The sequence below is a fragment of the Nitrospirota bacterium genome (assembly GCA_040754395.1).
Taxonomy (GTDB): domain Bacteria; phylum Nitrospirota; class Thermodesulfovibrionia; order Thermodesulfovibrionales; family SM23-35; genus JBFMCL01.
The window spans coordinates 82,342-102,655 of sequence record JBFMCL010000006.1 but is presented as its reverse complement, the minus strand read 5'-3'; the positions used below and the strand labels follow the sequence as shown (position 1 = coordinate 102,655).

The window sequence follows — 20,314 nt, the reverse complement described above, 5'->3', positions numbered from 1 at the left end:
CTGAACGGAAAGCTTGACAGAAGTCTTAAAATAATAGAGGAATCCCTTGGCATTGTCATCTCCCAGAGAGGGAACAAGATTTTTTTGCAGGGCGAGAATACACTTACCGAAAAGGCAGAAAAGATCATCCGTGACATCCGCTCAATAAGTTCGGAAGGATATAATCTCAGTCCCGAAGATATTCGCTTTGCGCTTAGATCTATGGCACGGGAGGGAGAATATGTCTCCGTGAAGGATCTTTTCCTGAATAACATCCCTGTTTCCTCAAAAAGGCGATTCATTATTCCAAAGACAGAAACTCAACGCCAGTATATAGAAGCAATAAAACAATATGATATTGTCATTGGTATCGGACCTGCCGGGACAGGCAAGACATATCTCGCAATGGCAATGGCAATTAATGCGTTTCTGAAAAAACAGGTCAGCAGGATAGTTCTTGCAAGACCTGCAGTGGAAGCAGGTGAAAAACTCGGATTTCTCCCCGGCGATATGTTCGAAAAAGTAAATCCGTATCTCAGGCCTCTTTATGATGCGCTCTTCGATATGATGGAGCCGGAAAAAGTCGGGAAACTTGTCGATCGCGGAATAATTGAAATCGCTCCCCTGGCGTTTATGAGGGGAAGAACGCTCAACGATTCCTTTATCATACTCGATGAGGCCCAGAATACCACATCCGAACAGATGAAGATGTATCTCACACGACTCGGCTATAGTTCCAAGACGGTCATCACCGGCGATATCACACAAATCGACCTCCCGCACGGCAAATTGTCGGGGCTTATTGAGGCGGGGAGAATCCTGAGCGCCATTGAAGGTATCAAGTTCATCTATTTCTCGGAACGGGATGTGGTACGGCACAAGCTGGTCCAGGAGATTGTCAAGGCATATGAAAAATATGAAAAACGATCAGCCGAAGAATAAGACCACTAAACTCTTCTCCTTCTTAAAGACCTTCCTCAACGGAAGCCCGGATAAAGGAAACGGCAAACAAGCACGCTATTCCAAAAAAGATACGCTTGTTCCTCTGTATTTCATCATAGTCTGCGGTCTTCTTGCTGCGTTGTCGATACAGGGCAATTTCGGTCCCGAACAACTCATCGGCGGTTTCATGATCTCATCCCTCCTGATGTTTATCCTCTACCGCGACATCATGAGATATAAACCAGCATATATCAAGAAATACAACATGCTTCTCCTTCTCGGCCTGCTCCTCACCGGCACTCTCCTGATCGGAAGGCTATTTTCCTTTCTTCTGTACAATCTTTCAAAGGGGCTTGAGTATCAGCACCTTGATAGCGCAATTTTCGGCATTCCGATTCCTGCCGGAGCCATGCTTGTCTCCCTTCTTTTTGATTTTCATACCGCAATCACCTTCTGTTTTACGGTCAGTCTGCTCACCGGGGTATGGCTCAATGACGCATCCTTTGCCTTTTATGCATTTGTGGGAAGCATCACTGCTGCGTTTGCCGTCATAAGGTGCAAGAAAAGGTCCGGAATCCTCAAGGGAGGTGCCTTTGTAATTGCATCAAATGTCGTTACCGTCATTATTATTTTATTGTTTAAGGGTGATCTTTTTACTATTAAGGCTCCTTCTTCTATCCTGTTCGCAGCCCTTGGGGGAATAAGTGTCGCTGCAATTGTCTCTGTTCTTCTGCCTGCAATTGAATATACTTTCAAGGTTACTACTGACATAAGCCTTCTCGAACTGCTTGACCTCAACCAGCCGATTATGAAAAACCTTATGGTTACCGCACCAGGAACATATCACCACAGTGTTATAGTCGGAAACCTCGTTGAGTCTGCTGCAGAAGCTGTTGGCGTCAACCCTTTACTCGCAAGGGTAAGCGCCTATTATCATGACATAGGAAAAATAAAGATGCCAGATTATTTCGTTGAAAACCAGAGCAGTTCTCCGAGCAAACATGACAAGCTCACTCCACACATGAGCAGCATGATCATTATCAACCATATCAAGGAAGGAGTCGATCTCGCAAAGCAGCACAAACTTCCCGAACCGATCATTGATATCATTCAGCAGCATCATGGCAACATGCTCATCAGCTATTTTTACCAGAAAGCTAAGGAAAAAGGAGATAATGTCGTTCCGGTAGAGGAGGACTACAAATATCACGGTCCCAAACCCCAAACACGCGTCGCTGCGCTCGTCATGATGGCTGATGCGGTTGAGGCTGCATCAAGGGTGCTGAATGATCCTACACCTTCAAGGATCTCTTCTCTGGTGGACAGGATTATCAATCATATTTTTCTTGAAGGACAACTCGATGAGTGCCAACTTACCCTGAAGGATATCCATGAAATCAAAAAACGTTTCACCTATATTCTCACAGGCATATTTCACAGAAGGATAGATTATCCGGGGTTCGATTTTTCAAATGAAGGTCTCTATAAGGAATCAGCAAAGGCTGGTAAAGGCAAATCAGCAGAAGATAACAGGGCTTCTCAGGAAAGCGCTCCGTCACCTCGGTCTCCGCAGGGCTGAAATCAGCGTCCTTCTCGTTAGTGACAGGAGGATGCGGGTCCTTAACCGCACATACCGCAGAGTGGACAGGACAACCGACGTATTGTCTTTTCCGCAGACTGATGCGGGCTTCCGTCTTTCAGATGCCGGGAATCATCATTTATTGCTAGGGGATATCGTAATCAATCTCCATAAAGCAAAGAGACAGGCATCTGAATACGGCACTTCCTTTCATGACGAACTCTCACGACTTCTTGTTCATGGTCTCCTGCACCTTATCCATTACGACCATGAAATAAACAGGTATCAGAAGGAGAGAATGGAGACAAAGGAACGGGAACTGACCGCTTTGCTGAAATAGCACCCCGACGGGTTCCTGATATGCAATGAACGGTTTCCCGCCAGGTGGTGAAAGTGCACATATTATGGCATGGAAACGGAAATGTCATACGTGCCGATTGATACTTTATCCATAATCCCTTTGGTCCACAGCAGATCCGTCACCTTCACTTTCATCTCCTTAGGAATCATGAGGATAAGTTTAACCCCAAGGCCCGAAAGTTTCTTCCATTGTTCCGCCTGATCTTCCGAGATGGTGTCAGCCGTCTCAACTTCTAGCAGACCAAGAACAATTCCATGGTTGCCAAGGATCATATCGGGACGGTGCCCCTGATAGTGGTGACTTGTTCCTCCTGCCCTGTTTACTTTTATTTCCCTGTACTCTCTGGACAAGCGTTTCCTGACATGTTCCAGTATCATTTCATGGATAAGACCACTGTATTCCATAGTAACGCCGGGTACAATTTTCTGAAGCGTTTCCCGAGCAATTTTACAGCATTGCTATCCTTTTGTCCCGGAAGGGTTGAGGGAGATCATAGGTATCTATCAGCCATGTGAGGTGCTCCATGAGTTTCGGCTGAGAGAGCACATTCGGTTCTTCATCGAAAAGAATGCCGGCAAGGTAGATATTTCTGAACTTTTTCTGCCAGTCGACTTTCCCCGTGATGGAATCTTTGAGGATTTTTCCATCCTTGTCCAGAAAGGCAATCGTCATTGCAGCCTTTTTTCCTTTTCCTATGGGCTTTGATGAATACAACCCGATGCCTGAAAGTGAAATGTTTGCTATCATGGCTTCAATAGGGGCCTTGGACCGAGCAACGCGCACCGATGCACTGCCGAAAAAATGATAGCGCTGCCATTTGCGTATTTCTCCTGCTGCTTTCTTCTTCATACGGTTATATGCCTGGTATTATTATAGCAAACCTGCCTTTTCCATGATAGCTGGCACCTTGTCTTCCATTCCTATGGCCATGATATGGACGCCGTCACATATAGCTTCTTCTCTGAGTTTCCTGATATGACGTGCAGCAATGTTTAGTCCTGTTTCGAGAGCATTTTCCTTTCCGGCTGCCTTCAGTTCATCAATAAGTTCCTGCGGAACCCTGATACCAGGAACATTTTTATTCATAAAATTTGCCATGCCGACCGATTTCAGAAGAACAATACCGGCCAGTATCTTAACTGGAAACCCCCGTGCATATTGCATGAAATCTCTGAATTTCTCCATATCGTAAATGGCCTGTGTCTGGAAGAATTGCGCACCGGCTTTTACTTTTTTCTCGAATTTCATGAGCTGAGGTTCAAGAAAATCCGTCTCCGGTGTCACTACTGCCCCCTGAAAGAAATCTGTTCCTCCTTTCAGTACATTTCCCGCCATATCTTTCCCTGCGTTCAGGGAATCGACTATTCTGAGGAGTTGCACAGATTCGACATCATACACAGGCTTTGCAGCCTTGTGGTCGCCAGCTGCCACGTGATCTCCTGTCATGCAGAGAACATTTCTGATGCCGAGCACATATGCTCCCAGCAAATCAGATTGCAGACCTATCCTGTTTCGGTCTCTGCATGTCATCTGAAGAACAGGCTCGAGCCCATTCTCAAGGCATATTCTGCATACGCCAAGGGAGCATATTCTCATCACAGCAGACTGGTTGTCAGTTATGTTCGCCGCATGCACCTTTCCGCTCAGAAGTTCGATATGATGCATCATTTCCGTTATATCAGTTCCCTTGGGAGGCCCGATTTCGGCTGTGACAACAAATTCCCCTGACTTGACTGCCTCACGAAACGTCATAGCACCCTCCTTGTTATTCCCTGCCTATATCGGTTCTGTAACGAATACCATCAAACGATATTTTGCTGATATTCCTGTAGGCAACATCTCTCGCATCCTGAAGGGTGTCCCCCCTTCCCACAACGTGGAGAACCCTTCCTCCGTCCGTAATCATCCCTTTTGTTTCATGATAATTCACGCCTGCAAAAAAAATCTTGCAGTCGGGATCCTGTATCTTCTCCAATCCGGACACAGGATATCCTTTGCCATACCGCGAAGGATATCCCGGATACCAGCCTTTGCTCTTCCCGTGCCTGACCTGTTTCGTTCTTCCCTGCGCAGCGACAACACCGCAGTAATATTCCCGGGACCACTCGACTTTTTTGTCGCTCAGCACACCGCTGATTATCTGCAGGCTGATATCGCTCAGAGGAGTTTTTAAGCGGGGAAGAATCACCTCGGCCTCAGGGTCACCAAATCGCACATTCACCTCAAGGAGATTCGGAATTCCGTCAACAAGCATCAGCCCGCAGTAGAATATCCCTCTGTAAGGAACGCCTTCTTTTTCCCTGAACCCCCTAATAAGGGGATTTGCAACCTTATCACAGATCATTTTGGTCAGGTCTTCCCCTTCAAGACTGTGCGGAGAATATGCACCCATTCCCCCTGTGTTCAACCCCTCATCATTGTCAAAAGCCCTTTTATAGTCCTGTGCAACAGGCATGGGTGCAATATTTTCCCCGTCGGTAAACACAAAAAATGAAATCTCCGTGCCATACAGTCTTTTTTCGATTACCACAGTCTGTCCCGCTTCACCAAAAACCTTTTCTACCATCAACTGGTCGATTGCTCGGAAGGCTTCTTCCGCATCAGAACAGACAATCGACCCCTTGCCCTGTGCAAGCCCATCAGCCTTCACAACAACTGGATATTTCACAGAAGCAACATAGTTTTTTGCATTTCCGGGATCATCAAACACCTCAAATTCTGCTACCGGAACGCCCAGGTCCCTGCAAAGCAGCTTTGTATAGGCCTTGCTTCCCTCAAGAATTGCCGCTCTCCTCTGCGGACCGACTATGGGTATCTTCGCTTCAGAAAAAAGATCAACAATACCATTCGTAAGAGGGCTTTCCGGGCCGACAAAGACAAGATCAGCCTTTTCCTTCTTTGCAAGTTCCAGAATCTCCTCATTCGTCCTTGCCTGTTCACATCTTACATCAAGGGCGATTCCCGCATTCCCTGGCGTGCAAATTACCTCTTGAACATTCGGATCATTCTTGAACTGCCAGGCAATTGCATGTCCTCTCCCCCCGCTGTCAACAACGATCACTTTCATGATATATTCAGCCCTTTCTGATTTCTTTGTGTTATTGATTCGATGCGCTGTTTTTCATTGCCACAAGATGCGTTTGCGTAGCCGTTATTGTAACAGTATCTCATCGTTGTTCGGAAGAGAGATTTCACTTTTTTGCACAGTCTATGACGGGGAAAGTGTTTCAATTGCGGAATTGCTTTCTGAGCGGGGACAAAAGCAACTTACTCATTCATCGTCAAGAAGAATATCACTGCTGTTGCTAACCAGCACTATTCGCTAAATCCTTGTTCTTCTTTTATTCTGTAACTCCCCGGGGTCTGTGCCTTGGACCAGTCCTTTGCCCCCGACTCCTGCTTTAGGACATCAAGCTTACCCAGCTTTTTCATCCTTTCATAGATCCTTACCCATGCACAGGGGACGTCAGGGCTAACCTCGCATTTGCCCTTTTTGTTTCCTCCGCAAGGCCCGTTCAGTATTCCCTTAGGGCAGGAAGCAACAGGACATATTCCGCCCGTCATGGAAAGCACGCAATCACCGCACGCAGCACATACTTCAAGCCATGTGCCTTTGCCATCTGTCATCCCGATAAACCTGGTATTCATAGCAGGCACAACAGGGATCTTCTCAAGCCATTCTGACATCCCCTGAACACCTGCACCGCACGCCATAGAGATGATCACCTCGTATTTGGCTGCTTCATCCCGAATCTGTTCCACAAATTCCGGATCACACTGCCTGAGGATAGTAAGTTCACTGATAGCACGTCCGCTGCCTTCTGCTTTTGAAGCCATCCTGAGGGCAGTTGCAAGAAGTTCAGCCTGCTTCTGTCCTCCGCTCATGCATACTGTGACGCACGAACCGCATCCCAAGACGAGGATTTTCTTATACTCTTCAAGCATTTCCTTTATTTCATGAAAAGACTTCATCTCGGCAACAATCATACTCCCACCTTCTTCCCTTTCCTGACAGGATTTATACCAAGATCCTCTATTTTTTCTCTGAAAAGAAAAAACTCCTCTTCGTCAGAGATACTGCATAAACGTTCCGCGCCAATGCCGGTATCATGCAGAATTCTGCCGGCACTGGCCAGGTGTCTTTTCGCCCAGTTTCCTCCATTGATGAAGTGGCATGCTTCATCTCCGCATCCATGAACAGCAACCCCTTCAGCTCCCGCTTCGAACAGATAAAGGAATTGTGTTTCATTCACCCTCCCGGTGCAGAACGTTCCGATCCAATAAACGTTTTCTCCTTCAAAGGGCGGACCTATCGGTGATCCGTATCTGCAATATATTCCAATAATCAGTATCTCTGGTGTTTCTTCACGCGCACGTTCTATCACCTTATCAGCTTCCGTACGCCAGGCATGCTTTGACTCAACTCCCAAATGAATGGCTGATGCAGGGCATTCTGAAGCACAGATTCCGCACGCCTGACACTGGCTGAGATCAATCTCTGCGCTCTCTCTTCCCGGCAAAGGTATTTCAAACGGACAAATACGGACACAGTTAAGACAGGATGCGCAGGTATCAGATACCTGTGCACCTGCGCCGCAGTTAAGACAGCGCTGTGCTTCCATGGCTGCCTGTTCCGGGGTAAAACCCAGATCAACTTCATCAAAACTGCGAAGACATTTTTCACGCTCGAGAACCGGCATCTTCTGCCGCTCAGCCATCCGGATACGCGCAAGAACCTTTTTCTCAATATCCACTAAAGGAATATATTTATCAGGTTCCTTGTCTTCAAGATTCCGGAAAAAGCGATGGATTGTTTCGGCAACCCTTCTTCCCGAAGCAATCGCATCGATAACACTCAAAGGGCCGCTCACAACATCACCTGCAGCAAATACCCCCCCAATATTGGTCATTCCCCTGGAATCCTTTACAAGTACCGTGCCTTTTCTATTGAGTTCCAGACCACTTTCCCTTAGAACAGCGGGATCAGGAGTATAGCCTATGGCAAGGATAACCGTATCAGCCTCTATTGCAAATTCAGAGTTCTCTACCGGAACAGGTCTGTTTCTGCCGGAGGCATCCTTCTCGCCAAGCTTCATCCTGATACATTTCACGGTCCGGACGTTTTCCTCACCTGTGAACTCAACGGGGGCTGCAAGATAGAGTATTTTTATTCCTTCCTTTTCCGCAGCTTCTGCTTCTTCACGTCCCGCCGGCATTTCATCAACAGTTCTTCTGTACACAATGGTCACATCCGTTGCGCCAAGACGTACAGATGTCCTTGCGGCATCCACCGCCGTATGACCTCCACCTATAATGACGACCTTATCTCCCAGATGAGGTTTCATTCCTTTGCTCACCTGCTTGAGAAATTCCACTGCTGCAATTACCCCTTTCAGTTCAACTCCCTTGAACTGGGGCATTAGACTTTTCTGGCTTCCAACTGCAATAAAAACTGCCTGATACTCGTTCAGAAGTGAATCAAGACTGATGTCTTTGCCAAGAGACAGGCCGGTTTTTGCTTCAACACCGAGCGACAGGATTGCTTCAACCTCATCCTGCACCAGGTCCTTTGGAAGCCGGTAATCGGGGATTCCCTCGCGCAGCATTCCCCCGAGTTTCTTTTGCTCTTCATAAACAGTGACTTTATACCCGAGTCGTGCAAGGTCATGTGCTGCGGTCAGCCCGGCCGGTCCGCTTCCTATGATAGCTATCGTTTCAGTATATTTTATTGCCGGATGTCCGCTTTCCCTGAATTTTTTTGCGGTATCTGCGGCAAACCTTTTGAGAGCCCTGATGGATACCGGGTTATCGACTTGCGCACGCCTGCAACGGGATTCGCATGGTCTTGTGCAGATCCTGCCACAGGAAGAGGGAAATGGGTTGACCTGACGGATGATTCTGTATGCCTCTTCCTGATCCCCTTTTGCTATGGCAGCCACATACCCCCGCACATTGGTATGTATCGGGCATGCTGCCTGACAAGGTGGAACACTGTAAGTGGACATAACCTCCGCCTTCACTAAATATATTTTAAAATAGCATATACTTTATTATAAAATGTCTTTCAGGGAAAAGAATGCCCTTGCCTTTTTGCCCTCCCTATTGAATTCCAGCATGAATCTTTGCAGATTTCACGGTATTCACCATGAGCATAGCAATAGTCATTGGTCCGACACCGCCAGGCACCGGGGTTATCGCCCTGGCTTTCTCCTTGACAGGCTCGTAATCAACATCGCCCACCAACCCTGTTTCTAACCTGTTCACTCCCACATCTATCACCACAACCCCTTCTTTCACCATATCGGCAGTCACCGTCTTCGGTTTTCCCGATGCCACAATCAAAATATCCGCTCTTCGTGTATGTGATGCGATATCCTTTGTGCCTGTATGGCATATGGTAACAGTAGCGTTCGCACCCTTCCTGTTTTTCTGGATCAGCATATTAGCAATCGGTTTGCCGACAATGTTGCTCCTCCCCACAACCACCACCTCTGCGCCATCTGTCTCGATACCTGAACGAACTAAAAGCTGCTGGATTCCGTTCGGGGTGCATGGAAGAAAATCCGGGACACCAAGCATCAGTTTCCCCACATTTACAGGATGAAAAGCATCAACATCTTTTCCCGGGTCAATGGCATAGAGTATTTTGGTCTCATTGATATGTTTGGGCAATGGAAGCTGCACAAGAATCCCATGGATTTCCGGGTCTTTGTTCAGTCTGGCAATGATGGACAGGAGATTTTCCTCTGTTGTATCCTCAGGAATATCTATCCTCTCAGATTTAATCCCAAGCTCCTTGCAGGTTTTTTCCTTCGCGCCAACATACACTTTTGAGGCTTCATCTTGTCCCACGAGGATAGTAGCAAGACCTGGAATAATATTATTATTCATCATATTAGATATTTCAACTTTAAGTTCTTCTTTAATTTTCTTTGCGATCTCTGAACCTTTGATAATAAGTGCTGACATATATCTCACTCCTTTCTTTAAATACAGGAATTGGCACTAATCTCTTTTCTTGATAAGTTCCAGTAACTCATCTCTTGTGGACTGTTTAGAACGGAAGATCCCCCTCACAGCAGAAGTAACTGTTCTGGAACCCGGCCTTCTTACCCCTCTCATGCTTATACACAGGTGTTCCGCATCGATAATCACCATTGCTCCCTTTGGTTTCAGTTTATGCATTATCAGATCAGCAAGCTGGGTTGTCATCCTCTCCTGTACCTGAAGTCTTTTTGCCAGTACCTCAACTGATTTTACAAGCTCGCTGAGTCCGACTATCTTGCCTCCCGAGGGAATGTAGGCCACATGTACTTTTCCTATGAAAGGAAGCAGATGATGTTCACAGATAGAGTAAAAAGGGATGTCTTTCAGCAGAACCATCTCATCATGACTTTCACCCTCGATCGTTTTTAGCAGCTCTTCGGTTGGGGTTTCAAGTCCGGCCAATATCTCCTGGTACATCCTTGCGACTCTCTCAGGGGTATCCTTTAAGCCGGGGCGTTCAGCATCCTCACCGACGCCTTCGAGAATAAGTCGCACGCCTTTTTCTATTTTTTTCAGATCCATATTTCTCCAGAAAACCTCGGGTAATTTTTGTGAATTTTAGCATTTGTTATTGTTGCATGTCAAAAAAGAAACCCTCATCTTTGTACAGTTTTGCATATTATTTGTCGATAACCCCCATGAATACTGATTGAATCTCATTCAGGAGAAATCCGTGTATTTCATGTACTCCCGCAACAACATTTCCTGTTTTCAGATATTCACTGCCACCTCCGAAATCCGTAATCACTCCACCAGCCTCTTTTACCATCAACTCTCCTGCAGCAATGTCCCACGGGCTGAGACCTATCTCGAAAAACCCGTCACATCTCCCTGATGCAAGATAGGCAAGATCCAGCGCAGCGGAACCTGCCCTCCTGGCCGCAGTAATTGCGGTCTCAAGGAAATCAGATATCATGTGTCTATCGTCGTCATGTGCTATTGCTCATATCCTTATGACCCTTTTGTCAGTCACGATAATGTCCACTTTCACGTCATGGTCCTCTGCGGGTAGTGCATCAACGATCTGTTCTTCATATGCAAGGGCTATTATCGTTACCTTTCCTTTTTTCCCGGACAAAAGGATATCATAGTATCCTTCCCCGTATCCAAGCCTGTTTCCGGAATAGTCGAATGCTGCTCCCGGTATGACAACAACATCGACTTCATCAATCGATGCGAGCCTGTTATCTGAAGGAGAAGGTTCCGGTATTCCCATGAATCCTGCCTGCAATTCCTTCATATCCCTTATTTCGTACAACTTCAGCGTATGTCCGTCCCTGTCTACCTTTGGCAACAAAACTTTTTTGCCGTCTGCCATCGATGCCTTCAGGAGTTCTGACGTTGCGACTTCTGATCTGAATGCAGCATACAGACATACTGTATCCGATGAAGAAAATTCCTCGATTGAAAGCAGATAATTTTTTATCTCATCGTTTTTTCTCTTCCGTTCATCAAGCGAGATATTGTCCCTTTTTCTGATGACTGCATTCCTTATAGTTTTTTTCTCTGTCATGCAATGATCTGTTCCGGATTCATGTAAAATCTTTTCCTATCATCTCTTCCATCCAAGTTTTTTATGAAACGCACCGATGATTACCCCTCCGGTTATGAAACCATGAACTGATGACATGAACAGCGAAAAAAACGCATGTCCCTGTTCACCCTCAAGCATTCCTAATATGCCGTAGACCGCATCAATATAGAACAAAAGCGCGATAAACAGCCAGAGCAGAAACCCCATCAGACCGCCTTTCATGTAAGGATTCGTGATAAAGAGGAACCTCCCGCGGTAGAACCTGGCAAGTATTATCAATGGGAATATGCTGAAGATAAGCCCGAACAGTATTCTAAAAATATTCATAAAAAATTATAAACCTCCTTGCGGTCTTAAGTCCATAAGAGGTTTTTTCTGTCTGATTATCCTTCTGAAACAGCCCTTGCGGGAAATGGTTTTCTGGTGAGCTCAGGGAAGAAATGAAATGCGGTCATATATACTGATATTCATATGTGCAACGCATTATCTTTACCGGAGAGAGAGAATTACGCAGTCGTCAATGACCGCAGCATTTTTTGTCTGTTCGGGTGCCGGAGTTTTTTTATGGCTGTATTCTCTATCTGCCTCACTCTTTCCCTGGTAACAGCAAAATATCTTCCTATTTCTTCAAGAGTGTAATCTCTGTCAAGTCCGATGCCGTATCTCATTCGTATCACTTTTTCCTCTTTGGGGTTAAGCGTCCTGAGTGTCTGGAGTGTTTTTTCGGTAATCACATGGGATTCGAGCGCATCGTATGGTGACATCCCCTTTTCATCACGCACAAATTCTTCGAGTGTTTTGTCATCATCTCCAATAACCGTATGAAGTGACACTGTATCCTGAACCGACTTCAACACCTTTTCAACCTTGCAGGGATCAATGCCTACCTTATCTGCGATTTCTTCGGTCAAAGGCTCCCTTCCGAACAGCAACGACAGCTCCCTGGCAGCTTTTATGATTCCATTATACTGTTCCATGATATTTGTCGGAACCCTAATGGTTTTCGCCTGGTCCATGATTGCACGCGTGATGAACTGCTTTATCCATAAGGTCGCATAGGTACTGAACTTGACACCTCTTCTGTAATCAAACTTTTCAACTGCCCTGATAAGCCCGATGTTTCCCTCCTGTATCAAATCGAGAAAACAGAGTCCTCTTCCCAGATAGTGTTTTGCAATACTGATTACCAGTCTGAGGTTTCGCGTGATAAGCTCATTCTTGGACTCAAGGACTGCCTTCCTTGCCATGGTAATCTTCCTGTAAATGCTTTTCATTTCATTAATGGACATTTCTGCATCCCGTGAAGCGTCATTTTTTCTGTTCCGTGATTCTGCGCGGCTTGCCGAAGACATAAAATTATCAAGCATTGCCAGACAGGTTTTCAGTATTTCATCCCTTTTATCTGCATCAGAATGCTGTGTATCCTCTCCTGATTTCTTGCTGTAATGACTCGCTTCAAGCTTTTTGTAGAGAGGAAGCTTGATTATCGCTCTTTTAATTGTTCTTTCCCCTTCATATATGGTTTTTGCCAGTTCAGATTCTTCCTTTCTTGTAAGTACCATGACCTTTCCCATTGAGCGGAAATACGCCTGCACCATGTCTCCGTTGTTTCCGGAATCTTGAAGATCTTCCGTGCCATCATTCTCTGCCTGTTCGGCATATGAAGAAACATCATCATGCTGATCTGCAGGAAGATCCTCCACGTCTTCGGATGTATGATCGGAAAAATCATCGGTCGACAGAATATCTCTGTGCATGTCCTGATACAGGAATTCATGCGTTCCGTCATGCTTCATTATCGCATCTAACACGTCAGCGTCTTTCATCACATATAACCTCTTTTATGTACAAATTACTATAACAATATAAAAAATGATGTGATACAGATCACAATATCACGGTGAAAGAGAATTTCTGAATTACCGCAACCGGTTAACGATTAACAAATTTTGCAGGAGAGGGAACTCACTGACTGTTACCGGCAACCAGTATAATCGCATATAAGAGATAGAAACCTCCGCCGCAAATCATGGTAAACGGCGATATGCGTTTTCTGATGGTGATCTCCAAAAGGACGATCAGTGTTGATGTCAACGCTATGGCAGCCGACAGCATTGCCATACCTGTCAGTTTCCAGTTAGTGAATAGCAGCCCTACGCATACGGGGAAGGTCGACTGGAACACCATTGCTCCGGTTATGTTGCCGATTGCAAGAGTATCCCTCCCCTTCCAGGTCCATGTGACGCTGTTGAACTTTTCAGGGAGTTCTGTTGCTATCGGCGCCAGAATCAGTGCAAAAAGCAACGGATTCATTCCGAAACGAACAGAAATGTGCTCAAGACTTTCTACAAAGGTGTGGGCCCCGGTAATCATTACGGCAAGAGCCCCCAGCACCTGTATGAGAATAAGAACAAGGGGGGAATGCTCTTTCCTGATGACTCTGATATGCCTGAATAACCGGAAGAGATACATTTCCTCGGCGTGTTCAATGCATGCGCTTTCACAACGGAACGTCCTGTATGCATAATAGACATATCCCAATATGAGGAAAACGGCAACTGCCAGTAAAAGGGATTTCCCTCCGAACAGCGGTGAGAGTATGGCTAACGAATACAGGGGCATGAAGAACATGAGATCTCTCTTTGTTGTGCTGACCTCTGCCTGAATCTCGAACCTTCGCCTCTTTTTTGCGTATGAAACCGCTACAGTCAACCCAATGAGAAAAAACGCAAGGGTAGACAGCATAAAAGGCGCCCCCAGTATCGCTCCAATACCTATCTCTTCTGATGCATGTCCGCGGTAAAAAAGAATTGCGACGATAGGGAGGATTGTTTCCGGCAAGGCAGTACCAACAGCAGCAAAGAGACTTCCCACAACTGCCTGCGAAAAGGAGAATTTTCTTCCGAAAGTTTCAATCCCGTTGGTAAATACCTCTGCAGCAAGCAGAATCAGCAGAAGCCCAAATACAAGAAAAAGTATCTCAGAGATCATCAGTGTATCACGAGAACGGGGCAGGGTGATGCCTTCAGGACTGCATCGGTTACACTTCCAACCAACATCCCTTGCATGAGTCCCAGTCCTCTGGCACCCATAACTATTAAATCAATATCTTTGTCCTCAGCACACGCGACGATTCTCTTTTCGGGATCTCCCTCATCCAGTATACCCTTTCCTGCGATGTCATTAGACACAAGTAATTTACTCAACTGTTCTTGTGCTGTTTCTTTCAAATCTTCTATTGACCTGTCTCTCTCCTCAGATACCCGCATTTTCTTGAGCAAGTGGTGAGATGACACATGCAAGATATGCATTTCTGCCGAGACCTTTGCACTCAATGCCTTGGCATATTCAACAGCGTTCCCTGAAGGACCTGAAAAATCAGTCGGACAGAGCACTTTTCTGACTTTGACTGATCCAAATTTTGCAGCCGCAGCCTTCTCTCCCCTCACTACAAGCATTGGGATCCTCAGGCCTTTTATAAGTTTCTCTGAACTGCTCCTCCGGAAAACATGAGACATGAAACCCAGTATGAGCATGTCTGCTCCCGTGTTTTTTGCAGCTGCTGCAAAAGACTCCCTGAGTCTGCCGACGATAACATCTGTTCTGGTCTCGATCCCGGCTTCGTTCATTTGTTTTTTCATGGTTTCAAACTTCCGTTCAGCAGCCTTTTTCTCCTCATCGATATACTGTGCAAGATATGAGGGAGGCGTGACAAGATAGTCAATGATATACAGGAGACTTACAGAAGCTTCATACGCCGTGGCAATATACAAGGCATATGACAGCACCCGCTCTGCATCCTTTCCGAAATCTATACCGGCAAGAATCTTCTCGATATTCATTATGGAACAGAAAAGTCTTTTTCGATTCTGTTTTTCAGATCCCGTACTTCATCGACAGTCTCGATAGAGAAACGATACGGGCATACCCCCTTCATATCCGCTTCTATAACAGCATTTCGGTATGAAAGCGCCCCTGCAATATCCATTCCTCCGATATGTTCACTTATGAAACGAATATCCTCATTGCCCCTCACTTTGTTCGCGACAACATAAACTTTCTGCACTCCAAGGTTCCTGGCCATACCAAAAACAGTTTTCGCCGTCTCTATGCTTCTCTGCCCCGGTTCCACAACCACGATAAAAATGTCCACAGCCTCTGCAGTCCCACGTGTGAGATGCTCTATCCCTGCTTCCATATCGACGATCACCACTTCACTTCTGTCAACCATCAGATGCTTAAGCAGGTTTCTCAAAAGTACGTTTTCAGGACAATAGCACCCCGAAGCTGCATCTTTCAGCTTCCCCATGGTCAGCAGGATAATTCCGTTAAGTGTAAGTCCTATGCCCTCGGGAAGGTCGTCGACCTTGGGATTGAGCTTATACATTCCGCCGGGACGTCCCGGTCTTGCGCCTGTGCGCTCTTCGATCAGATCAGCCATATCTGTGATAGGCCTCAGCTTTTCCGCATCTGTTTTTGACACCCCCAGCGCTGATGCAAGATTTGCATCAGGATCAGCATCTACCGCAATAACCCTTTTCCCCTCCTCTGCGTAGAGATGTGCCAGCAGAGAGGCAAGTGTTGTTTTTCCCACACCACCTTTTCCTGTTATCGCGATTTTCATAGGTAAGTTTATCTCGCTGTGAAGAAAGAAACCCTATCGTCACACATTGTTTTGTAAATTATCCTCATCCCCTTATGTGAAAAGACCGGAAAAAACGAATACTTCCTCTCATCCCAGCACTTTTTTTGTTGACGGAACGCCCTTCACACGGGGATCTATCGCAACAGCCTGTCTGAGTGCCCTGCCAAGCGCCTTGAATATGGCTTCAATAATGTGATGGGTATTTCTCCCGTATGAAGATTCAACATGCAGTGTGATGCTGCTGCTGCTCGAAAAGGCCTGGAGAAAATCCTCAACGAGATCAGGATCGAAATTTCTGAGTTTCGCTTTTTTGGGAAATGTAACCTTGTAGACAAGATAAGGTCTTCCACTGATATCAAGCGTCACCGAGGCAAGTGCCTCATCCATCGGCACCGAAGCCTGGCCATAACGGGCAATGCCTTTCATATCACCCAGGGCCTGCTTCAATGACTTCCCCAGCACGATGCCGATATCCTCAACGGTATGGTGATAATCAATGTCTATGTCTCCCTTTGCTTTTATTTTTAGGTCAATAAGCCCGTGTTTGCTCATCAGAGAAAGCATGTGATCGAGAAATGGAATGGATGTGCTGACTGTATACTTTCCTTCTCCGTCCAGATTGATCACTGATTTTATATCAGTCTCCTTGGTTTTCCTTTCTACTTTGGCTGTCCTCATTTTTCCACCCGGTATTATTGTGTTCTTTTCCTTATTTTCTCCTGGTTTATCAATCCTGAATCGCGTCACATATTTCAGCTGCGCAGGTAACCCATCATGAGATTTCCTGTCGTATGATGACTAAGACCCACTATTTTTTTGCAACCTTCCTGAGCGATGCGAGAAAAATCCTGTTTTCCGAAGGTGTTCCAACAGTCACCCTGAGGCACCCATCCACAAGGCCCTTCATGTTCCTTACAAGAACCCCGTTTTCCAGAAGCCCGGCATATACTCTCTCAGGATGCGGCACCCTGAACAAAATAAAATTTGCCTCTGACGGGAAAGGTATTACCCCATTTATCCCGGACATCCCAGCAAAAAGTTTCTCTCTTTCCGAAATTATGGATGATATATATGCCCTCAACACTTTCTTGCTTCTGAGAGCTTCGACAGCTATCGTCTGAGACAATGAGTTGACATTAAACGGGAGCCTGGTCTTGTTTACTTCTTCAATTATCTCGCTGTCCGCTACGAGAAACCCGATCCTGAGACCCGCAAGCCCTATCTTGCTCAGCGTTCTCATAATGACGAGATTTCTGTAATCACCGAGAAGCGGAAGGAATCCTGTTTTGCTTGCAAATGGCTGGTAAGCCTCATCGACAACGACTATTGTTCCCTTCCTGGAAGCTTCTATGATCTGCAATATCCTGTCAGACGAAAAGCAGTTGCCGGTTGGATTATTCGGAGAACTTAAAAAAATCAGTCTCGGTTTGGTCTTTTTGATTTCCCTGAGAAACCCTTCGATATCGATATCAAATGCACTGTCGAGGGGAATCCCAAGTTTCCTCACTCCTATTGCCTGTGAGATGATCCCGTACATCGAGAACGTCGGAACCGGATAAAGTACAGGACCTCCGAACGTAGTGACCAGATAATAAATCATTTCATCAGATCCGTTTCCCTGGAGTATGTTTTCCGGATTCACTCTGAAATCCTTTGCTATGAGCTTTTTCAGGGCCTTCGCCTCCGGATCCGGATATCTGTGTGTCTTGAATGATTTCAATGCCCTTGCTGCATTTTTGAAGCCATAAGGGCTTTCATTGGCATCAAGTTTGACTTTGCAGGGGATTTCTTTTGCGGCATAGGCGGTAAGAGCATGCACATTCGGCCTAACTAATTTTTTTAGATCCATCGCAAAGGAATTATACCATAACTTCAGCCACATTCGTCTCGCAAGGTTTTTTCAGGGAATAAATGCTGCGGGAAAACGTTACTTCTTGTTTCCGTAAGCGCAAAAACGTACGCACCATTCCCGCATCTGCGTTGCGCTTCTGACAATTTGCTCAGTATGTCTGACAGTCAGATGACAGGAAGGGAAATAATTGCTGATGTATGGACTTCATTTGATCTCATTCTTCAGAAAGCATATTTTGTCCGCTCGATAGATACTTACGGCAATCCCTTTGCGGGAATAATTGACAGTGTTCCTTGAGTCCGCGTTTGTCACAGATCAACACAGAGGGGAATTTTCCTTTCAAGCGGCTTTCATCCCCTGGTTGACGTTCTTCTCTGAGTATAATCTCTCTGCCTTCCCGTTTCTCTTTTCTTGAGTGATTTGAGGATATCCCAGAGTTCATTCAAATTGGTAAACGACTTTCTTTCTTCCGTGCCAGTCTCTTCGAGAATGCCGATGAAATTCATCGGATTGTCCCCCTGTCGACGGTAAATGCGGAGTATATAACTTTCCACAGAGCCCCCTTTGTTCGTTTTTGTCCGCGTCATACGATTGAAATATTGTGTGTTCAACTCCGACTGAACTTTTCCTGGGCTTAGGATATCAGGCATCCGGTCACATATGGGTCACGTATAACGGGCCTGATATCCTGACAATGTTTTTGACAAAGAGATGCACCTGTGTAACAGAAGGTTAAACGGAATGACAGGCAATAATGCGGGGGTTTTTCTGATTTGTTTTGAGGCCCGGATATATACTCATATCTTAACAATGTCTCCTTCCCTTAATATCCTCACATTGTTCAGCTTCAACCGTGAGATCTGGTTTCTGATGGTTCTGATATACTGGGGTTTCGGATGACTAATATATACCCTTTCGGGCATGTCGTGCATCATCATCAGTTCCTGCCGTAACAACGCGGGAGTAAGATGTCCGGTTTTCACCGCCATACCCCTCATAGCATCAGGAAAAGAGACGTCAATAATAAGGCAGTTGAGCCTTCTCCTGCCTATGTTTTTCCATGTTTGTGGTGTGGGGCCGGTATCACCCGTGTAGAAGAATCTTTTGTTTCTATCGTCTTCTACCAGATAACCGACAGCGGGAACAGGATGTTTCACCCTGTATGGAGTTACCGAATAACGGTTTATCCTGAGTGTCAGACCGGCTTTCAGGGTAATAAGATTCATGATTGCATGTTCAGGATTGGGGATAATTGTAAAATCCGGCCACACAGAACTGTTGAAAAGATGGCGTTTGATGGTTCTGATCACCTGAGCAATACTCAGTATATTGATACGGTTCTTTTTTCTTCCTACAATAACGTTATCAGCAAGAAATGGGATGCTTTTTATGTGGTCAAGATGTGCATGTGTAATAAAGATATTCTTTATTCTGAACTGGGCTTTCTTGTCGAGCACATCAGTAATACTCCCCGCATCGAATACTATTTCATCATCAAGCACAAAACTGGGAGCGTTGTGTCCGGGAAATTCAGCACCCGAACATCCGATAACCCTGATTCTCATCGCTTCTTTTGCATTCCTTACCTTTCAGATAATACCATGCAGAGTTACTCTGCACCCTTGTATACGACTTGTACGCAGACACTGCGCAAAAAAGGCCGTACACGCAAAACCAGGAACACGCAGTGACACAGTATATGCTCTGGTATTCTTCGTGTCTCAGATTATGAGGGTTCGTGAAGCATCACTTTATAATACCAGGAATACATCCACGTAATACCGGAAAGAAAAAACGTATTGAGCCGCGATTATTCATCTTTTTTCTGTCCGGGTTATCGTCCAGCCAGACCCTCCGGTTTATTTTTTACCATGACAATATCAGCGACAATTTCCCTTCCGTTATTGGAGGATTTCGTTACCCGCTGCAGGGTATGATTTTCTCCACACAGGGTTCTTGCAATGTCTGCAGCATTCATGTTGGCAAACTCCCATTCTGCAATTTTCCATGTTGAGGGGCCTATTGTCACCGGCTGGCTCTCGCAATATCCCGCTACCATGGCTGTTACGGTACCGTTCTGGCTGTCATATTTCGCTGCCAGCCTTCCTGATATTACAGATACAGATGAATCTGCGTGCACATATGCCATACCCGACAAGATCACCGCAACGGATACGAGGATGACAGAGAGTAATCTTCTTGCTTCATGATTGACAGACATTTTTGTCCTCCTTGTTTTGCTTCGTTTGCACTGAACATCTCCCCCTTTATCTCATTCCTGCTGGAATAAGCCATAGTGTGTATTTCTTTATCATATGGAAGGTCACGGATGAGTCACACATAGAGGATAATCTGCGAACAGACAGACAATGATG

The 20,314-nt window shown here is 45.8% G+C and carries 22 protein-coding genes and 1 pseudogene; 3 read left to right on the top strand and 20 right to left on the bottom strand.

Features of this window, described 5'->3' with window-relative positions; translation table 11 throughout:
• Positions 1-84: 84 nt before the first annotated feature.
• From AB1552_04660 to ybeY, 3 genes are read left to right on the top strand one after another with little or no spacing between them, the layout of a single operon-like run.
• Positions 85-921, top strand: a complete 837-nt coding sequence (locus AB1552_04660) for a PhoH family protein (protein ID MEW6053069.1) — start codon at positions 85-87, stop codon at positions 919-921.
• Positions 887-2,500, top strand: a complete 1,614-nt coding sequence (locus AB1552_04655) for an HDIG domain-containing metalloprotein (protein ID MEW6053068.1) — start codon at positions 887-889, stop codon at positions 2,498-2,500. Before AB1552_04660 ends, AB1552_04655 begins: the two co-directional genes overlap by 35 nt.
• Positions 2,394-2,840, top strand: coding sequence for an rRNA maturation RNase YbeY (ybeY, locus tag AB1552_04650; protein MEW6053067.1), 447 nt, complete (start codon positions 2,394-2,396; stop codon positions 2,838-2,840). Before AB1552_04655 ends, ybeY begins: the two co-directional genes overlap by 107 nt.
• A 62-nt stretch (positions 2,841-2,902) precedes the next feature.
• Here ybeY and AB1552_04645 read toward each other — a convergent pair whose 3' ends face one another.
• From AB1552_04645 to AB1552_04550, 20 genes and pseudogenes are all read right to left on the bottom strand, one after another.
• The gene (locus AB1552_04645) at positions 2,903-3,265 is read right to left on the bottom strand and encodes a hypothetical protein (GenBank protein ID MEW6053066.1); all 363 of its coding nucleotides are present in this window, start codon (positions 3,263-3,265) and stop codon (positions 2,903-2,905) included.
• 43 nt (positions 3,266-3,308) lie between these two features.
• Positions 3,309-3,710 carry a PilZ domain-containing protein gene (locus AB1552_04640; GenBank protein MEW6053065.1) on the bottom strand — a complete coding sequence of 134 codons (402 nt, stop codon included), beginning with the start codon at positions 3,708-3,710 and terminating at the stop codon, positions 3,309-3,311.
• 21 nt (positions 3,711-3,731) lie between these two features.
• Complete coding sequence (locus tag AB1552_04635) at positions 3,732-4,613, bottom strand: methylenetetrahydrofolate reductase (GenBank protein MEW6053064.1); 882 nt, start codon at positions 4,611-4,613, stop codon at positions 3,732-3,734.
• Positions 4,614-4,626: 13 nt separating this feature from the next.
• On the bottom strand, positions 4,627-5,928 hold the full coding sequence (purD, locus tag AB1552_04630; protein ID MEW6053063.1) for a phosphoribosylamine--glycine ligase: 1,302 nt from the start codon (positions 5,926-5,928) through the stop codon (positions 4,627-4,629).
• A 248-nt stretch (positions 5,929-6,176) separates the two neighbouring features.
• Positions 6,177-6,848: a methylenetetrahydrofolate reductase C-terminal domain-containing protein gene (locus AB1552_04625; GenBank protein MEW6053062.1), complete on the bottom strand. Its 672-nt coding sequence runs from the start codon at positions 6,846-6,848 to the stop codon at positions 6,177-6,179.
• The gene (locus AB1552_04620; protein MEW6053061.1) at positions 6,845-8,866 is read right to left on the bottom strand and encodes an NAD(P)-binding protein; all 2,022 of its coding nucleotides are present in this window, start codon (positions 8,864-8,866) and stop codon (positions 6,845-6,847) included. Before AB1552_04620 ends, AB1552_04625 begins: the two co-directional genes overlap by 4 nt.
• 94 nt (positions 8,867-8,960) lie before the next feature.
• A complete protein-coding gene (locus AB1552_04615; GenBank protein ID MEW6053060.1) occupies positions 8,961-9,830 on the bottom strand; it encodes a tetrahydrofolate dehydrogenase/cyclohydrolase catalytic domain-containing protein in 870 nt (289 codons plus the stop codon).
• 36 nt (positions 9,831-9,866) lie between these two features.
• Entirely contained in the window at positions 9,867-10,430 is a 564-nt protein-coding gene (gene folE / locus AB1552_04610; protein ID MEW6053059.1) for a GTP cyclohydrolase I FolE, read from the bottom strand.
• A 97-nt stretch (positions 10,431-10,527) separates the two neighbouring features.
• Positions 10,528-10,797, bottom strand: a pseudogene (locus AB1552_04605) (inositol monophosphatase family protein).
• A 54-nt stretch (positions 10,798-10,851) separates the two neighbouring features.
• Positions 10,852-11,421, bottom strand: a complete 570-nt coding sequence (locus tag AB1552_04600) for a 5-formyltetrahydrofolate cyclo-ligase (GenBank protein ID MEW6053058.1) — start codon at positions 11,419-11,421, stop codon at positions 10,852-10,854.
• Between the two features lie 39 nt (positions 11,422-11,460).
• A complete protein-coding gene (locus tag AB1552_04595) occupies positions 11,461-11,769 on the bottom strand; it encodes a hypothetical protein (GenBank protein ID MEW6053057.1) in 309 nt (102 codons plus the stop codon).
• A 179-nt stretch (positions 11,770-11,948) separates the two neighbouring features.
• Positions 11,949-13,268 (bottom strand): sigma-70 family RNA polymerase sigma factor, encoded by a 1,320-nt coding sequence (locus AB1552_04590; GenBank protein MEW6053056.1) that lies wholly within the window; start codon positions 13,266-13,268, stop codon positions 11,949-11,951.
• 139 nt (positions 13,269-13,407) lie between these two features.
• Positions 13,408-14,433, bottom strand: a complete 1,026-nt coding sequence (locus AB1552_04585; protein MEW6053055.1) for a sodium:calcium antiporter — start codon at positions 14,431-14,433, stop codon at positions 13,408-13,410.
• Entirely contained in the window at positions 14,433-15,284 is an 852-nt protein-coding gene (locus tag AB1552_04580) for a universal stress protein (protein ID MEW6053054.1), read from the bottom strand. Before AB1552_04580 ends, AB1552_04585 begins: the two co-directional genes overlap by 1 nt.
• On the bottom strand, positions 15,284-16,066 hold the full coding sequence (locus tag AB1552_04575; protein MEW6053053.1) for a carbon monoxide dehydrogenase accessory protein CooC: 783 nt from the start codon (positions 16,064-16,066) through the stop codon (positions 15,284-15,286). The genes AB1552_04580 and AB1552_04575 overlap by 1 nt, the downstream gene beginning before the upstream one ends.
• Positions 16,067-16,174: 108 nt before the next feature.
• Complete coding sequence (hisB, locus tag AB1552_04570) at positions 16,175-16,765, bottom strand: imidazoleglycerol-phosphate dehydratase HisB (protein ID MEW6053052.1); 591 nt, start codon at positions 16,763-16,765, stop codon at positions 16,175-16,177.
• A 130-nt stretch (positions 16,766-16,895) separates the two neighbouring features.
• On the bottom strand, positions 16,896-17,969 hold the full coding sequence (gene hisC, locus AB1552_04565; protein ID MEW6053051.1) for a histidinol-phosphate transaminase: 1,074 nt from the start codon (positions 17,967-17,969) through the stop codon (positions 16,896-16,898).
• A 320-nt stretch (positions 17,970-18,289) separates the two neighbouring features.
• Positions 18,290-18,493 (bottom strand): hypothetical protein, encoded by a 204-nt coding sequence (locus AB1552_04560; GenBank protein MEW6053050.1) that lies wholly within the window; start codon positions 18,491-18,493, stop codon positions 18,290-18,292.
• Positions 18,494-18,736: 243 nt separating this feature from the next.
• Positions 18,737-19,504: a 3',5'-cyclic-nucleotide phosphodiesterase gene (locus AB1552_04555; GenBank protein MEW6053049.1), complete on the bottom strand. Its 768-nt coding sequence runs from the start codon at positions 19,502-19,504 to the stop codon at positions 18,737-18,739.
• A gap of 269 nt (positions 19,505-19,773) precedes the next feature.
• A complete protein-coding gene (locus AB1552_04550) occupies positions 19,774-20,160 on the bottom strand; it encodes a hypothetical protein (GenBank protein ID MEW6053048.1) in 387 nt (128 codons plus the stop codon).
• Positions 20,161-20,314 lie beyond the last annotated feature (154 nt).

Excerpts from the sequence above, each read along its gene's own strand:
- folE (MEW6053059.1), bottom strand. The coding sequence starts at position 10,430 with ATGGATCTGAAAAAAATAGAAAAAGGCGTGCGACTTATTCTCGAAGGC.
- AB1552_04580 (MEW6053054.1), bottom strand. The coding sequence starts at position 15,284 with ATGAATATCGAGAAGATTCTTGCCGGTATAGATTTCGGAAAGGATGCA.
- hisC (MEW6053051.1), bottom strand. The coding sequence starts at position 17,969 with ATGTGGCTGAAGTTATGGTATAATTCCTTTGCGATGGATCTAAAAAAA.
- AB1552_04645 (MEW6053066.1), bottom strand. The coding sequence starts at position 3,265 with ATGGAATACAGTGGTCTTATCCATGAAATGATACTGGAACATGTCAGG.
- AB1552_04640 (MEW6053065.1), bottom strand. The coding sequence starts at position 3,710 with ATGAAGAAGAAAGCAGCAGGAGAAATACGCAAATGGCAGCGCTATCAT.
- AB1552_04600 (MEW6053058.1), bottom strand. The coding sequence starts at position 11,421 with ATGACAGAGAAAAAAACTATAAGGAATGCAGTCATCAGAAAAAGGGAC.
- AB1552_04575 (MEW6053053.1), bottom strand. The coding sequence starts at position 16,066 with ATGAAAATCGCGATAACAGGAAAAGGTGGTGTGGGAAAAACAACACTT.
- AB1552_04555 (MEW6053049.1), bottom strand. The coding sequence starts at position 19,504 with ATGAGAATCAGGGTTATCGGATGTTCGGGTGCTGAATTTCCCGGACAC.
- AB1552_04590 (MEW6053056.1), bottom strand. The coding sequence starts at position 13,268 with ATGAAAGACGCTGACGTGTTAGATGCGATAATGAAGCATGACGGAACG.
- AB1552_04655 (MEW6053068.1), top strand. The coding sequence starts at position 887 with ATGAAAAATATGAAAAACGATCAGCCGAAGAATAAGACCACTAAACTC.
- AB1552_04595 (MEW6053057.1), bottom strand. The coding sequence starts at position 11,769 with ATGAATATTTTTAGAATACTGTTCGGGCTTATCTTCAGCATATTCCCA.
- AB1552_04585 (MEW6053055.1), bottom strand. The coding sequence starts at position 14,433 with ATGATCTCTGAGATACTTTTTCTTGTATTTGGGCTTCTGCTGATTCTG.
- AB1552_04550 (MEW6053048.1), bottom strand. The coding sequence starts at position 20,160 with ATGTCTGTCAATCATGAAGCAAGAAGATTACTCTCTGTCATCCTCGTA.
- ybeY (MEW6053067.1), top strand. The coding sequence starts at position 2,394 with ATGAAGGTCTCTATAAGGAATCAGCAAAGGCTGGTAAAGGCAAATCAG.
- AB1552_04615 (MEW6053060.1), bottom strand. The coding sequence starts at position 9,830 with ATGTCAGCACTTATTATCAAAGGTTCAGAGATCGCAAAGAAAATTAAA.
- purD (MEW6053063.1), bottom strand. The coding sequence starts at position 5,928 with ATGAAAGTGATCGTTGTTGACAGCGGGGGGAGAGGACATGCAATTGCC.
- AB1552_04620 (MEW6053061.1), bottom strand. The coding sequence starts at position 8,866 with ATGTCCACTTACAGTGTTCCACCTTGTCAGGCAGCATGCCCGATACAT.
- hisB (MEW6053052.1), bottom strand. The coding sequence starts at position 16,765 with ATGAGGACAGCCAAAGTAGAAAGGAAAACCAAGGAGACTGATATAAAA.
- AB1552_04625 (MEW6053062.1), bottom strand. The coding sequence starts at position 6,848 with ATGATTGTTGCCGAGATGAAGTCTTTTCATGAAATAAAGGAAATGCTT.
- AB1552_04635 (MEW6053064.1), bottom strand. The coding sequence starts at position 4,613 with ATGACGTTTCGTGAGGCAGTCAAGTCAGGGGAATTTGTTGTCACAGCC.